Origin of the sequence: Desulfofundulus australicus DSM 11792, assembly GCF_900129285.1 — a bacterium.
In the GTDB taxonomy this organism is placed as follows: domain Bacteria; phylum Bacillota; class Desulfotomaculia; order Desulfotomaculales; family Desulfovirgulaceae; genus Desulfofundulus; species Desulfofundulus australicus.
Genome location: NZ_FQUW01000019.1, coordinates 21,754 through 36,754 on the forward strand (window position 1 = coordinate 21,754; position 15,001 = coordinate 36,754).

Sequence of the window (15,001 nt, forward strand, 5' to 3'; positions counted from 1 at the left end):
GCACCCCCTGGCATATTATATGCCACCGGGCGGGCAGGTTGAACCGGGCACGCGCTGAAAAATTGTTCACAGCAGCCTAAACATGGAAGAGATGATCCAGCCAGCTACGCGTACCGGCAAGGAAATCAAGGATGCGGAAGCGAAATTCCACGGTAGTACCATCGGGGGAATTTACTTTCAAAACAGCACCTTCATCCCGGCTGGCTTCACGGGGAGGGGCCAGGGTGGCCACGGCGGGCGGCCCGGACCACTTAAAAGCCGGTTCCGCCTTTCCGGCAGCACCTTCCTCCGGCGGGGTTAAATCCTTTTTATCCCCGGCCGGTTCGCGGGTTACTTCCGGCTCCTGCCGGTTATCCTGAACATCCACAAAACAAAGGGGAGGGAACAGCACGCACCACCAGTTGGCACCCGCACCCTTACCGATAACCACCCGCACCGCTTCATACTCACCGGCGGGCAGGATCAGGTCGTGAATTGCCCCCGGTCCGGCACCGGCCACATGATAGGTCCGGGCTGGAAAATGATAACGCCCCAGCGATACGGCAACGGGATAATCCGCACCGGACTCGCGAATGGTTTGCCTGGCCAGTTGCTCCATATAATCCAGCTTATCCCGGGCAATGGCCCTGGCTTCTTCCACACTGCCAGCCTGCTGGAAATAAGGGGTCATGGCCTGCACAAGAACATCACGGACCCGCAATTTTAAAGCCTGATCGGCAGGTGAATTGCTGTTGGCCATAACATGGAAGCGGATCAGATGATCGGGGCGGTAGGGATAATCCACAACCTGCCGGTACCAGCCCCACCCGGCCAGTAAAATACACATCAGTAAAACCCAGAATCCGATCCGCTTTAGTGAAAACATTCCTTGTTCCCCCATTATTCAATCTGCAAATGTTTGTTCTAATCCTAGTTTTACCCGTATTTCGACACTTTAAACGTTGCTGTCAAAAGGGGGAAATGAAAAAGGAACGACAGAACCTATAAATACTTGCGCATATTATTCAGGGCAGCTTTCTCCAGGCGGGAAACCTGGGCCTGGGAAATGCCAATTTCTTCGGCCACTTCCATCTGGGTTTTACCTTCATAAAAACGGAGGGTGAGAATTAATTTTTCCCGCTCGCTCAATCTCCCCAGGGCATCCCTTATGGCAATACCCTCCAGCCAGTTCTGATCGTGGTTCTTTTCATCTTTAATCTGGTCCATGACAAAAATGGGGTCCCCTCCGTCATGATATATGGGCTCAAAAAGGGAGATGGGCTCCTGGATGGCGTCCAGGGCAAAAACTATCTCTTCCCGGGGCAACTTCAGCTCCCCGGCAATTTCATTAATCGAGGGTTCGCGGGAATATTTGTTGACCAGGTTATCCCTTACCTGCAGGGCTTTATAGGCGATATCCCGTAAAGAGCGGCTCACGCGAATGGAGTTATTATCCCTTAAATAACGGCGGATTTCACCAATAATCATGGGAACTGCATAGGTGGAAAACTTGACATTCTGGGAGAGGTCGAAATTATCAATGGCCTTCATCAATCCGATGCAACCCACCTGAAAGAGGTCGTCCACATATTCACCGCGGTTGGTAAAGCGCTGGATTACCGAAAGTACCAGGCGCAGGTTGCCATTTATCAACTGGGTTCGGGCTTCCCGGTCTCCATTGTGCATTGCTTCGAACAACTGGCGCATCTGGGCCCCCGTCAGCAGGGGTAACCTGGAGGTGTTCACACCACTGATCTCTACCTTGTTCAGCAGCATGGAAGACCGCCCACCTCTTTTCAAATTTTTTTGCGCTTGGCCATAACCTCATTATTACCCCGGCTACCTGCTCTTATACATAAATAAAAAAACCCGGCTTGCCGGGAACAACGGAATCTTATTCCAGCCGGTGCATCTCTTTTTTCAACCGCTTGATTATTCTCTTCTCCAGCCGCGATATATAGGACTGGGAAATACCGAGCATATCGGCCACTTCTTTCTGGGTTTTTTCCACCCCGTTATTCAGACCAAACCGCAGCTCCATAATCTTGCGTTCGCGGCCGCTCAATTTGTTCAGCGCCATGTACAGGAGCTTTTTATCTATTTCATCCTCAATATATTTATAAATAATATCGTTCTCCGTACCCAGGACATCGGAGAGCAGCAACTCGTTGCCCTCCCAGTCAATGTTTAAAGGTTCGTCAAAAGACACTTCAGCCCTGGTTTTATTGTTGCGCCGCAGGTACATGAGAATTTCGTTTTCAATACAGCGGGAAGCATAGGTGGCCAGTTTAATCTTCTTGGCCGGGTCGAAAGTGTTCACCGCCTTTATCAACCCGATGGTTCCTATGGAAACCAGGTCCTCTATACCCACACCCGTATTTTCAAACTTGCGGGCTATGTACACCACCAGGCGGAGGTTGCGTTCGATGAGCACGGTACGTACAGCGGTATCCCCGGCCTCCAGCTTGTTGATCAAAAAAGATTCCTCATCGTTGGAAAGGGGTGGTGGAAGCGCCTCACTGCTGCCCACATAAAATACTTCGCGGCGCCAGCCCAGCCAGGTTGTCAACCTGATCAAAAACAGGCGGCAATGCCATTTCAACTGTACAATTGGCGGCAAAGACATATTTCCACCCCCACCTCAATCTGACCTCTATACCTCAGGCCGCCCCGGCCAGTGCCGGGGGCACCAGCGCTTGATAACTTCCCAGTGCATGCCTGTAAATGCCTATCACTACCTGCTGGATGCGGGCCCGGCCGTCCCGCCGGTAAATTTCCACCCGGTCCGGGCGAATGCCCACCATCATTCCCTGCTCCCGGCCCACAGAGCGGAAAGGAATTAAACAGATGCGGGACGCCCAGCCGGTACCGGCCAGGGCTACCAGCAGGGAGGGGTCGCCGTAATCCCCCCACCTTTCAATAACCTGCTGCAGGGATGGGGGCAGGGCGGGCAGCAGAGCGCTGTATTCCACGACAATCACCGGGTAACCGGTAAGGGGGTCCTGCAAACTGTTGCCCGTATCCACCAGGCCCTGCACTTCCACCCGCCGGCCAGCCATTTCCACTGCCAGTTTCACCATGTATCCCTGCTGTTCCAGCCGCCGGTGCATGATTAAAGCCAGCACACGTCCCCCACCTACCAGAGCCGCAACCGCCAGTAAAAGGCCGGGCCAGAAATACCGCTGGATAATATTCAGGGTCTGGTTGACGGCGGGGGTAAACCCACAGCTGGAATAAAGGAAATATATAATTCCCAGCCAGAGCCCCCCCAGGGCAAAGGAGGAGAGGTAAAAAAACAGCATACAGGCGAGCAATCTCTTCAGGGGAAGGGGGGCAAAGGCTCCTAAAACCATGATGGAAGAAAAGAACAATTTAAAAGGTAAACTGAATAACTGGTTGTAACCCGGAAGAAAAAAGAACAATGTGTATAAGCTGCCCAGAGCACTGGATAAAACCAGGCGAAATATACTTGTCCTTACCTGTGACAGCCGCCCGGCAGTCCACAATAAAATATAGTTGAGGAGCAAGTTGCCCGCCAGGACCTGATCCACATAAACAACGTAGCCGGTCATCCAGCCCACTCCCACAACGGCCATGCACAGCCCTCTACCATTTATATGACCGCCCGCGGTACTCTATGACAACCTTATTAATCCAGCATTTCCACAGGCCAAAAGAAAAGCCTGGGTTAATTATACACCACCAGACTGGTAATAAATGTCATTCCATGTTTACCGGGTTCCCCTTTTTTTCTTGTTTTCAGGCCCTCTTTCGGGATCAACCAGAAGCTGGGTACCCCTGATGCGGTTCAAGTCCTCCTTGCGATTTCCCTTAACCTCCACAGTTTTTTCATGCTCCGGGTGTTCCAAGTTCATTCCCTCCTTCTGTGCTTAGTGTGCACAAAAAATAAAAAGCCATGTCATCAAGACAGGCTTTTTCAAAAACTACCGGCAAAATAGCGCTTAACCGCGCCGGCGCAGGAAGGCGGGGATATCAAGATCATCGTGGTTGGTAAAGGGTTTAATCTCCAGCTCATCCCTGGGCCTCTCTTTTTTAACCACCTTTTGGTCAAAGCCGGTGGCTATAACCGTCACCCGCACCTCGTCTTCCATACGTTCATCGATTACAGCACCAAAAATTATGTTGGCCTCGGGATCGGCAGCCTGGGAGATAATCTCAGCCGCCTCATTGACCTCAAAAAGACCCAGTGATGTCCCTCCGGTTATATTCAGCAGCACTCCCCGCGCCCCTTCAATGGATGTTTCCAGCAGGGGGCTGGAAATGGCCATCCGGGCGGCTTCCGTGGCCCGGTTCTCCCCGCTGGCCAGCCCTATGCCCATGAGGGCGGACCCGGTATCCTTCATAATCGTTTTTACGTCGGCAAAATCCAGGTTAATCAGGCCGGGAACGGCAATCAGGTCCGAAATACCCTGTACCCCCTGGCGCAGGACATCGTCCGCTATGCGAAAGGCTTCCACAATGGAGGTGTGCTTATCTATAACCTGCAGCAGGCGGTCGTTGGGAATGGTAATCAGGGTGTCCACTTTCCCCTTCAGGTTTTGAATACCCATCTCCGCCTGGTTCATCCGCTTCCTGCCCTCGAAGGTAAAGGGCTTGGTGACCACACCTACGGTCAGGGCACCCAGTTCTTTGGCCACCTCAGCCACCACCGGTGCCGCTCCGGTGCCGGTTCCCCCTCCCATACCGGCAGTGACAAAAACCATATCCGCTCCTTTTAAAGCCTGGATAATTTCATCCCGGCTTTCTTCAGCGGCTTTCTGCCCGATCTCCGGGTTCGCACCGGCACCCAGCCCTTTGGTTAACTTGGCCCCAATTTGAATTTTATTGCTCGTCTGGGCCAGCTGGAGAGCCTGGGCATCGGTATTGACGGCAATAAACTCCACTCCCCGCAGGCCGGCCATGATCATCCGGTTGACAGCGTTGTTACCTGCTCCTCCCACTCCAATTACTTTAATATTGGCAAGCTGGTTGTTCTCGAGTTCAAAATCGAGCATGACAATCCCCCTCTAGAATTCCTGAAAACAAGATTAGCTCTCCAAACCGCTGCCACGGGGATAACCCCGGCGTATATACTCAAAGATTTGTTTTACACCCCTTGCACCCAGCCGGAAATCCCCGGCCGCCACCGCCAGCTTTTGCTCTCCCTGGCCGGCTGCTTCCACCGCAGCACGCCTGGCCAGAAGGCGGGCAGCCTGGAGTTCCGGTCCTTCTGTTATTACCCGCACAGGTAACTGTAAAATCCGGGAAGCCAGGTCCGGCAACCCTTTTAACAGGGAACCACCCCCGGTGAATACCACTCCACCCGGCAGAGCTTCCCCCGGGGCGAGCCTGTAAATGCTCTGCTTAATCAAATCAAGGATCTCCAGTACCCTGGACTCGATTATTTGCCTCACGAGAGCAAGGCTGGCCCGCCGGGAGGCCCGGCCATCCATGGTTGGTAATTCCACCCACTTCGCTTCCTGGGGCAAAAGACCAATTTCCTTTTTCATTCGTTCCGCTGCTTCCAGGGATGTTCGCACACCAATGGCCACGTCACTGGTAATGTGTTCCCCACCCACAGGAATAACGCATAAATCCACGGGGGCGCCGCCCTTGCAGAAAGTGACAGCAGTTGTCCCGCCACCAAAATCCACCAGCACCGCACCCAGTTCCCTTTCCACGGTGGTTAAAACCTCCCGGGCCAGTACCAGTGAGTTTACCACAACCTCCTTAACCCGCAAACCTGCGCTTTCCACCGACGTAACCAGCTGCTCAACCATCTGACTATCTGCAGTTATCACCCGTGCTTCCAGGGATAATCGCGAACCAGTACGGCCGGCGGGGTTGCCCCTCACAGGAAGGCCATCAACCTTGAACTCCACCGGAATTACCTGTAAAACCCGCCTTCCAGCAGGTATCTCCACCTGCCTGATTAACTGCATCAGGGTGGATATATCACCGGCAGTAATTTTTTTATTATTTCCAATAGTTATATCGGCATGCCTGGTGAGTATATTTACACCATGGCCGGAAAACCCCACGCTTACAGTACCGATCCTGCACCCGGCCGCTTCCCGGGCCATTTCCACAGCCCGCCTGATAGCCTGAGCTGCGCCTTCCATATCCACCACGATGCCTTTACGCATCCCCAGGGACGGGCACCAGCCCATTCCAGCTACCCGTTCCGGATCGGCAACCCGGGTTACCACCGCCACCACGCTGGATGTCCCCACATCCAGGCCGGCCATAAAGCCCCTTGCAGTCAAGCGGGGCACCCCCCTCAAACAGTTACTAAAAATGTAAAATTCTACACCGGTACTTTTTTCCCTCTAAAAGCCAGCTTTTATTTTATTTTTTTAAACAGGTGACGCCGGATAATGGCCAGGTTCTGGAATAAACGCACCCCGAAGGCTACCACAGCAGCCAGGTAGAGATCAATCCCCAGGCGCTCCCCGATAAAAGCCAGGACGGCAGCCAGGAGGGCATTGCTGAAAAAACCGGAAATAAAAACGGTATTGTCAAATTGATCCTCCATAGCCGCCCGGATCCCGCCGAAAACCGAATCCAGGGCGGCCAGGGCGGCCACGGAAAGGTACTTGGCATAAACCTGGGGCAGTACCAGGGGAATGTTGAGCCCCAGCAGCACACCTAAAACCAGGCCGGCAACGGCCAGCCAGATGCCCAACCACATATTTCTCACCCTTTTAATACTGGTTTGGCATAGCGAAATTCCATCGGCCGGGTATAACCCGGCAGGGTAAGCCGTTCATAGGGCCGGATGCTTACCTGAACCCCCAGATCCCGCAGGTACTCCACCAGCCCGCCGGGTATTTCCAGGGCGCTTTTCAGGTTCTCCGGTTCACCAATGGCCAGTATATGATACGGGGGTACTACCCTCGTCAGGTTGACATTGATAAAAGGGGCCGCCCAGCGGATTTCCGTTTGGGCTACGATGCGCTGGCCGTTTATGGACAGGGCCTCCGCCCCTGCACCCCGCAGTTCATTGATCACCCGCAGGAGATCCTCGTCCCGGATGGTATAAAGGCTGGCCGGCCCCTTTCCATCAGGTTGCTGGGGAGGGTTGTCCAGGGTTACCTCAATGCCGGGACCGGTTACGGGAACCAGTCCGGCCAGCAGCCTGGCCTTGGCCAGCTCATCTTCAAGGGCTTTCTCCGCCTCGGCCTGGCCACGGGTAGCCCGGTCCAGCTTGAGGTTCAGGTCACTGGCCTCGGCTTTAAGCTTGCTCTTGTCTTTTTCCAGCTGGCGCAGTTCCAGAGCCAGTTCCTGCGCCCGCCCGGCCGGGACGCCCTGTTCAATATGCCTGGTAACCCGGAACTGGAACGCAATCAGTATACCCAGAACCACCGCCACCAGTGCGAGGGACAGGTAAGCAGGTAATTTTGCCGGTAGTTTCATTGCTTTTCACCACCCTCCAGCGGGCGGGCAAAATCAAAACGCACTCCCCCCGTATAGGCAGGCACCGTAAGCTGGGCCACTTTTTTAACTTCCACCTGAATGCCCCAGAAGCGCAGCTGTTCCACAACTCCACCCCGCATGAGGAGGGAGTTAACTAAATTATCAGGATTCCCAATGGCGGAGATGACAAAAGGAGGGGTCAAACGCTGGTTGCGGTTGGTCAGGATGGTGGGGCCGATACAGCGTATTTCGCTGGTTGCCAGCATACGCTGGCCGTTAATGGATATGGCTTCTGCTCCGGCAGCCTTCAATTCATTGATAATTTTCAGCACATCCTCATCATGCAGGACATAAAGGTTGGGATTTTGTCCCGGCTGGATAACCTGGTTGCTATCATTTAAAGTTATCATCACCCCGGGTCCGCTGACCTCTACCAGCCCGGCAGCAATGCGCACCCGGTTCAGCTCCTCCTTCAGCGCGTCCAGGCGGGGTCCGGCCGTTACCTCATCCAGGTGTGCCCGCAGCTCGGTTACCTGCCGCTGGAGTTCATCCCGTTCTTTCCTGGCCTGGTTAACCTGAGCGGCCAGGTTCTGTGCCTGCTTAACCGGTGGGGTTTCCTGAATATCCCTGGTCAAACGAAACTGTACCGCCAGCATTAAACCCATAACAAGCCCCACCAGGATCAGCGCCCAGTGAAATCCCCTCATTTTCACAAAACCGTGCCCCCATTTGCCCTATTCCAGGTATTTAACCACAGGAACGCCCGTAAGATCTATGTAGGCTATCTGCCGCCCCTTAACCTGCTCCAGCACCTGAAGAATAATTCCTGCCTTCTTCCGGATATCTGCTGGAGCGCCCAGGCGGCACTCAATTCCCTCCAGGGTATAGAGCACCACCTGCCCACCGGCAGTGATATGTATTTCCGAGAGCTTGCTGTACAGGGAGCCGGGAAGCTGGCCGAGCACCTTTAAAGCCGTGGCAAGTTTTGCGTCCCGGATTACGTCACCCGGAGCGGGGTCCGGTACCGCCACCCCCGTCACCACCGGAAGGGAACCGCCCACGCCGCTTTCTTTCAGGCATACCCCTTCCCCGTCAACCTGTATAAAGCCATCTTTTACAGGCAGCAAAGCCAGTGCTTTTCTTTCCTCAACCCGGATAACAATGCGGGAGGGGAATTTACGGACCAGGCTGGCGTTTTTAATGAGCGGCATGATAAGAATACGGGATTCCGCTTCTTTTAAATTGACCTTGAAAATATTTATTCCCGTATTTATTCCGGCAAGCTCTAAAATTTTTTCCTCCGGCACAACTCTGTTACCGGTAACTTCTATCTCGCGAACCTCAAACAGGGGTGAACCCAGAAGGATAAAAGCGGCCAGAAGAATCAGTAAGGCAAAGAAAATCCTTTCCGCAAGAAATCTTCCGGTATACCGCGGAATGCTCAAGGCCCACCACTCCTAATATTTTGCCCCGGAACCGGCTGAATTGATGCCCGCGGATACCCGGCACTTCCTTAGTACCTTTCCGGATAGCTCCAGCTGTTAAATTTTAAGGGCTGCTTTTTATCGTGATTTTCCGTTCCCGGATTATTATACCAAAATCTTATAACAACCGGAAAAGCTTGTCCATTAAAAAGCTAAAAAAAGCAAGTTAATCAGATACCCTGATTATCCTGGCTCCCAGGGCGGTATATTTCTGTTCTATTTTTTCATAGCCCCTGTCGATATGTTCCACACCCTCAATCACAGAACCGTTTTCTGCGGCAAAGGCGGCCAGGACCAGCGCGGCACCTGCCCGCAAATCCGTAGCCATAACCGGCGCTCCGGTCAGCTTCTTTACCCCCCTGACAATGGCCGCCTGCCCTTCCACTTTTATGTCGGCACCCATGCGCAGGAGCTCACTTACATGTTTAAAGCGGTTCTCAAAAATTGTTTCGGTAATCACGCTGGTTCCTTCCGCCAGGCAGGCCAGGGCCATCATCTGGGGCTGCATATCGGTGGGGAAACCGGGATAGGGCAGTGTTTTTATATCTACCGGCCGCGGCCGCATGTCCCGGGCATTCAGGTGGATCCAATCATCACCCACTTCCACCTGGAAACCCATTTCCTTTAATTTAGCCAGCACGGCTTCGAGGTGTTCGGGAATAACGTTGGTTACCGTTACCTCACCACCGGTAATGGCGGCAGCAACAAGGTGCGTTCCGGCTTCAATGCGGTCGGGAATGACCGTATGTTCCACGGATTCAAGATGTTCAACCCCTTCAATGCGAATTACATCCGTCCCCGCCCCCTTGATGCGTGCCCCCATGCGGTTTAAAAAATTTTGCAGGTCAACGATCTCCGGTTCCCTGGCCGCATTCCGGATGACGGTCGTACCCCTGGCCAGCACGGCAGCCATCATAATATTTTCGGTAGCGCCCACACTGGGAACATCCAGGTGGATTTTCGCCCCCTCCAGCCGGTCTGCCACAACATTAATATAGCCAAATTTCTCCTCGATCCTGGCACCCAGGGCCCGGAGTCCCTTTAAGTGGAGGTTCATGGGCCGGGAGCCGATATTGCACCCGCCGGGGTGGGAAATCCTGACCCGGTGGAAGCGTCCCAGGAGGGGGCCCAGCACCAGGTTGGACGCCCGCATCCGGCGCATTAATTCTTCTCCCACTTCCACGGAATGGATGTGCGTGGTATCAACGGTAATGGAGTCCCCCTCTTTTTTTACCCTGGCCCCGAGGTATTCCAGGACATCGCACATGGTTTCCACGTCCTTCAACGCCGGTGCCTGCCGGATGATATCCGGTGCCCCGTGCAGGAGGCAGGCGGCCAGTATAGGCAGGGTGGCATTCTTACTCCCGCTGACCCGCACGCTACCCTGCAGGGGATTACCGCCCGTAATGAAAAATCTCTCCATGCTGTCACCCCCGCTCAATCCTCACCGAGAACCTGTACCTCAAGAGCTAAAGATATCCCGAAGCGCTTGTAGACCAGCTGCTGGACCCGGTGAATCAGGGCCTGCACATCCCGGGCGGTAGCCCTCCCCAGATTAACGATAAAGTTGGCGTGGACCGTGGATACCTGAGCGTCACCCTGGCGCATGCCCTTGCACCCGGCCTGCTCAATTAACCAGCCTGCTGACTTCCCGGGAGGATTCTTAAAAACGCTGCCGGCACTGGGGTAGGACAGGGGTTGAGTGGCCTGGCGGCGGGCAAGATACTCCTCCATATCCGCCCGGATCCGTTGCGGATCCCGGGAAATGCCCCGGCAGGTCACTTCCACAACCACCAGCGAGCCGCCCAGCAAATTGCTGGTACGGTAACCGAAATTTAATTCATGGGCCTTCTTCCGCTCCAGATCGCCGGACGGGTTCATCACCATAACTTCCCGCACCAGGTCGGCCATGGAAGAACCGTTGGCACCGGCATTCATCACCACCGCCCCGCCGGCCGTTCCCGGAATACCGGTGGCGAATTCCAGGCCGCCCACACCGTTCTTTTGAGCGGCGGAAGCCAGCACGCCCAGCATGGCCCCCGCCCCTGCGGTGATGGTTGTTTCACAAACCTGTACCCTGCCGAGGGCACGGCCAATTTTTACCACCACGCCCCGGATGCCGCCATCCTTTACCAGCAGGTTGGAACCATTCCCGATAAAATAGAGGGGTAGACCGCGGTGGTGCACCCAGCTTACCAGGCGGGCCAGCTCCTTAACCCCCGCCGGTTCCACAAAGATATCCGCCGGCCCGCCGATACGCCAGGTAGTATGGCGGGCCATGGGCTCGAAAACCTTGACCTGTCCGGGTAAAAGGGCGTTCAATTCTTTATAGCCGGCTGGTGAAATCATGCTGTTTTCTCCCTCAACCTTTTCAGCAGGTCCAGCCCGCAAAGCCAGATATTACCTGCTCCCATGGTCAAAATTAAATCACCGGGGCGGGCCTCAGCGACCAGGTAATTGACCACCTGTTCTCTGGTGGGCAGGTAAACCACAGGCGGGCGGCCGTAATTTTTTATAGCCTGGACAATTAACTGGGCATTGACCCCTTCAATAGGTGTTTCTCCGGCACTGTATATTTCATTTACTATCACCAGGTCGGCATCGGCAAAGGACCTGCCAAATTGTTCTTTTAACAAAAGCGTCCTGGTATAGCGGTGGGGCTGGAATACCACCACCAGGCGCCCGGGCTCCGTCTGGCGGGCGGCCTGCAGGGTGGCCCTGATCTCGCTGGGATGGTGGGCGTAATCATCCACCACCCGTATACCCCCCACCTCCCCCAGCAGCTCAAACCTTCTCCTGGCGCCCCGGAACTCCCTGAGAATGGAAGCTATCAGGTTGAAATCCAGGCCCAGCCAGCGAGCGGCTGCCACCACGGCCAGGGCATTGAGCATATTATGCCTTCCGGGAACGTAAAGTTCCAGGGTACCCAGGAACCGGCCTTCATAATATACATCCCCGCGGCTGCCTCTGCTATCCAGAGATAGCTGGCGCAGGGTATAACTGGCACCGGACCCCTCGCTGCCGTAGGTTATCAGGGGGCGCTCCAGATCCCGGATTGTTTCCCGTACGTTGGGATCATCAATACAGGCAACGACCAGACCGTGCTCCGGCACTTTATGCATGAACTGCCGGAAGGCTTTTTTTATCTCTTCCACCGAGCCGTAATGATCCAGGTGATCATCTTCAATATTGGTTATGATTGCGGCCAGCGGTTGCAACTTTAAAAACGAACCGTCACTTTCATCAGCTTCGGCCACCAGGTATTCCCCCCGGCCCAGCTTGGCGTTTCCACCAATATCGTTCAATTCACCTCCGATAACGATAGTCGGGTCAAACCCGCTTCTTTCCAGCACCAGGGCCAGCATGGAAGTGGTGGTGGTCTTACCGTGGGCTCCTGCCACGGCAATACCCTTTTGCCGCTGCATCAACCAGGCCAGCAGGTCTCCCCGGTGTATAACCGGTATGCCTTTTTCCCGGGCGGCCAGCAATTCGGGGTTATCCGGTTTGATCGCTGAAGAAATAACCACCAGCTGCGAGGTATCCAGGTTCCGGGAAGCATGGCCCACGTGGCAAACGGCTCCCCGTGACTCCAGCCTGCGGGTGATATCCGTGGAAGAAAGATCCGAACCGCTGATCTCATAGCCCAAATCGAGAAGGATGCTGGCCAGGCCGCTCATGCCAGCTCCACCAATACCAATAAAATGTACCCGCCGGGGTAGTGCCTGCAATGACTTTCATCTCCTTTCCGGGTCACAGCTCCTGGCCGTAGATAAAGCTTCGCGATACACCATCATACTATGCCTGAAACAAATAAGGTGTGCTTTACCGGGCTTGTCCAGCGGTATCGCCCGGTGAACCGCTTCTACTGCCGGGCCAGTTCACTTATAATTTCCACTATCTCTTCCAGCGCCCGGGGGCGCCCCAGGCGGCGGCTGACCCGGGCCATAGCCTCCAGTTCAGCAGGCCGTTCCAGGAGCCGGGTTAGCTTCTCACACAGTACCGGCCCCGTCAAATCCTGATCCCTGATGACCAGGGCTGCGCCTTCCCTTTCCAGGGAACGGGCATTGTACTCCTGGTGATTCCCGGTGGCGTGGGGATAGGGAACGAGAATGGCCGGTAGTCCCACCGCCGTCAGTTCCGACAGGGTGGCTGCGCCGGCCCGGCAGATGGCCAGGTCGGCCGCGGCCATGGCCCGGGGCATCTCATCAAGATAAGGTACAAGGATAATATTGCCATTTTCAGGCCTGCTTAAACCCGCCTCCCCCATCTGCTGGCAGAACTCCTTGTAATGCCGGGGACCGGTCACATGAAGAAAATAGACGCCATCCCGGTTATAAAAATGTTTTAAAACCTCAATCATGGCCCGGTTAATTGTTCTGGCTCCCTGGCTTCCACCAAAGGAAAGAATCAGCCGGGCGTTTTCCGGAAGACCCATGGCCCGCCTGGCCTCGTCCTTTTGCCAGCCCATGATCTCAGGACGCACCGGAAGCCCGGTCACTTTAATCCGGGCTCTGCGGGGCATGTATTTTCGGGCCTCTTCAAAAGTCAGCGCCACCTGGTTGACAAACCGGGCCAGGAGCCTGTTGGTCAAACCGGGAAGGGCATTCTGCTCGTGAATCATGGTGGGAATGCCCATCATTACCGCCGCCAGGACCACCGGGCCGCAAACATAACCACCCGTGCCCACCACCACCTGCGGCTTGAACCCGGCCAGGATCTTCCGGGCCAGGAGAATCCCCCTGGTCGCCTGCCAGAATACCAGCAGGTTGCGCAAGGTAAGGCTGCGTTTTAAGCCGGCTGCTGGGATGGCATAAAAGGGCAGGTTCGCCCTGGGCACCAGCTCGGCCTCCAGGCCCCCTTCACGGCCGATGTAAAGAACCCGTGCTTCAGGGTACCTGGCCAGTATTCCCCGGGCAATAGCCAGGGCGGGGTAAATATGCCCCCCCGTACCACCTCCGGTAACTACAAAACGCAAGGGCTCACCTCCCGTCATTTAGGGGCACTGTAGCGGGATACGTTCAACAAAATACCCACCCCCAGCAGGGTGAATACCAGAGATGTTCCCCCGAAGCTGAGAAAGGGGAGGGTGATACCGGTTACTGGCAGGGAACTTGTAACCACACCGATATTGATGATGGCCTGAATGCCCACTCCGGAAACAATACCGGCGGCCAGCAGGCTGCCAAAAGTATCCGGGGTGGTAATGGCCACTTTTAATCCCCTCCAGATGAACAGCACAAACAGCAGGATCACCAGGCAGGCGCCAATGAAGCCCAGCTCTTCACCGATTACGGCAAAAATAAAGTCGGTCTGTCTTTCGGGCAGGTAGAGAAATTTGGAATGGCGGCCCTGCCCCAGCCCGGTCCCCAGGAGGCCGCCGGAACCAAGGGACATGAGGGAGTTTAAAATATGCCACCCCGACCCCGAGGGGTCCTTCTCGGGATCAAGAAAGGCCAGGAACCGTTTCATGCGGTAGGGTTCCGTCCAGATGGCCAGGGCCACAGCCGCTATGCCCAGAACTCCCAGGGCCCCCAGGTGCACCAGGGAAGCGCCGGCAGCAAAAAGCATCAGCACGATGGTCCCGGCCAGGGTAACGGCTGTCCCCAGGTCCGGCTGCATCAGGATCAGCCCCGCGGCCAGCGCCATAATTATAAGGTAGGGCAGCAGGCCCTGGCGAAAATCAGTAATCCGCTCGGGGTGCCGGGAGAGGCCGAAGGCTGTAAAAATGACCAGGCAGAGCTTGGAAAATTCCGAAGGCTGAAAGCTTAAAGGCCCGAGGTTCAGCCAGCGCTGGGCTCCCAGCTTGGAAGTGCCGATTCCCGGAATGAGCACGGCAATTAACAGGGCAAAGGCCAGGACCAGCAGTATTCCTGCCCACCTTTTCAGGTGCCAGTAATCATAATTCATCATCACGAACATACCGGTAAGGCCGATGATGGCCCAGATGGACTGGCGGACCAGGAAATGAAAAGGGTTGTTAAAGGGCGGAAACATGGCATAGTAGTAGCTGGAACTGAAAACCATCACGATGCCGATGCTCAAAAGCGTAAGTACGGTCAGGAAGAGGATAAAATCCGGTGGACGCCTGCGTAAACGCATGGATTCTCCCTGCCTTTTCCGGG

At 55.1% G+C, this 15,001-nt stretch carries 16 protein-coding genes; all 16 read right to left on the bottom strand.

What is annotated here, in order from left to right:
- Positions 1 to 76: 76 nt before the first annotated feature.
- Entirely contained in the window at positions 77 to 865 is a 789-nt protein-coding gene (gene spoIIR, locus BUB44_RS08705; protein ID WP_073165248.1) for a stage II sporulation protein R, read from the bottom strand.
- A gap of 116 nt (positions 866 to 981) precedes the next feature.
- On the bottom strand, positions 982 to 1,755 hold the full coding sequence (gene sigG, locus BUB44_RS08710; RefSeq protein WP_073165251.1) for an RNA polymerase sporulation sigma factor SigG: 774 nt from the start codon (positions 1,753 to 1,755) through the stop codon (positions 982 to 984).
- 118 nt (positions 1,756 to 1,873) lie between these two features.
- Entirely contained in the window at positions 1,874 to 2,605 is a 732-nt protein-coding gene (sigE, locus tag BUB44_RS08715) for an RNA polymerase sporulation sigma factor SigE (protein WP_051617891.1), read from the bottom strand.
- Positions 2,606 to 2,639: 34 nt separating this feature from the next.
- Positions 2,640 to 3,575 (bottom strand): sigma-E processing peptidase SpoIIGA, encoded by a 936-nt coding sequence (spoIIGA, locus tag BUB44_RS08720; protein WP_073165254.1) that lies wholly within the window; start codon positions 3,573 to 3,575, stop codon positions 2,640 to 2,642.
- A gap of 135 nt (positions 3,576 to 3,710) precedes the next feature.
- The gene (locus BUB44_RS15390) at positions 3,711 to 3,848 is read right to left on the bottom strand and encodes a hypothetical protein (RefSeq protein WP_162164751.1); all 138 of its coding nucleotides are present in this window, start codon (positions 3,846 to 3,848) and stop codon (positions 3,711 to 3,713) included.
- Between the two features lie 93 nt (positions 3,849 to 3,941).
- Complete coding sequence (gene ftsZ, locus BUB44_RS08725) at positions 3,942 to 4,994, bottom strand: cell division protein FtsZ (protein ID WP_073165257.1); 1,053 nt, start codon at positions 4,992 to 4,994, stop codon at positions 3,942 to 3,944.
- 33 nt (positions 4,995 to 5,027) lie between these two features.
- Entirely contained in the window at positions 5,028 to 6,245 is a 1,218-nt protein-coding gene (gene ftsA / locus BUB44_RS08730) for a cell division protein FtsA (protein ID WP_073165260.1), read from the bottom strand.
- 77 nt (positions 6,246 to 6,322) lie between these two features.
- Positions 6,323 to 6,670, bottom strand: a complete 348-nt coding sequence (locus BUB44_RS08735) for a small basic family protein (protein WP_073165263.1) — start codon at positions 6,668 to 6,670, stop codon at positions 6,323 to 6,325.
- 5 nt (positions 6,671 to 6,675) lie between these two features.
- Positions 6,676 to 7,395, bottom strand: a complete 720-nt coding sequence (locus BUB44_RS08740; protein WP_073165266.1) for a DUF881 domain-containing protein — start codon at positions 7,393 to 7,395, stop codon at positions 6,676 to 6,678.
- Complete coding sequence (locus BUB44_RS08745; RefSeq protein WP_375167396.1) at positions 7,392 to 8,102, bottom strand: DUF881 domain-containing protein; 711 nt, start codon at positions 8,100 to 8,102, stop codon at positions 7,392 to 7,394. The genes BUB44_RS08740 and BUB44_RS08745 overlap by 4 nt, the downstream gene beginning before the upstream one ends.
- 27 nt (positions 8,103 to 8,129) lie before the next feature.
- A complete protein-coding gene (locus tag BUB44_RS08750) occupies positions 8,130 to 8,840 on the bottom strand; it encodes a cell division protein FtsQ/DivIB (RefSeq protein WP_073165269.1) in 711 nt (236 codons plus the stop codon).
- Between the two features lie 205 nt (positions 8,841 to 9,045).
- Entirely contained in the window at positions 9,046 to 10,302 is a 1,257-nt protein-coding gene (murA, locus tag BUB44_RS08755) for a UDP-N-acetylglucosamine 1-carboxyvinyltransferase (protein ID WP_073165272.1), read from the bottom strand.
- A gap of 14 nt (positions 10,303 to 10,316) precedes the next feature.
- Positions 10,317 to 11,228 (bottom strand): UDP-N-acetylmuramate dehydrogenase, encoded by a 912-nt coding sequence (gene murB / locus BUB44_RS08760; protein ID WP_073165274.1) that lies wholly within the window; start codon positions 11,226 to 11,228, stop codon positions 10,317 to 10,319.
- Entirely contained in the window at positions 11,225 to 12,607 is a 1,383-nt protein-coding gene (gene murC, locus BUB44_RS08765) for a UDP-N-acetylmuramate--L-alanine ligase (protein WP_073165277.1), read from the bottom strand. The genes murB and murC overlap by 4 nt, the downstream gene beginning before the upstream one ends.
- A 134-nt stretch (positions 12,608 to 12,741) precedes the next feature.
- Positions 12,742 to 13,854: an undecaprenyldiphospho-muramoylpentapeptide beta-N-acetylglucosaminyltransferase gene (murG, locus tag BUB44_RS08770; protein ID WP_073165280.1), complete on the bottom strand. Its 1,113-nt coding sequence runs from the start codon at positions 13,852 to 13,854 to the stop codon at positions 12,742 to 12,744.
- Positions 13,855 to 13,868: 14 nt separating this feature from the next.
- A complete protein-coding gene (gene ftsW, locus BUB44_RS08775) occupies positions 13,869 to 14,978 on the bottom strand; it encodes a putative lipid II flippase FtsW (protein ID WP_073165283.1) in 1,110 nt (369 codons plus the stop codon).
- Positions 14,979 to 15,001 lie beyond the last annotated feature (23 nt).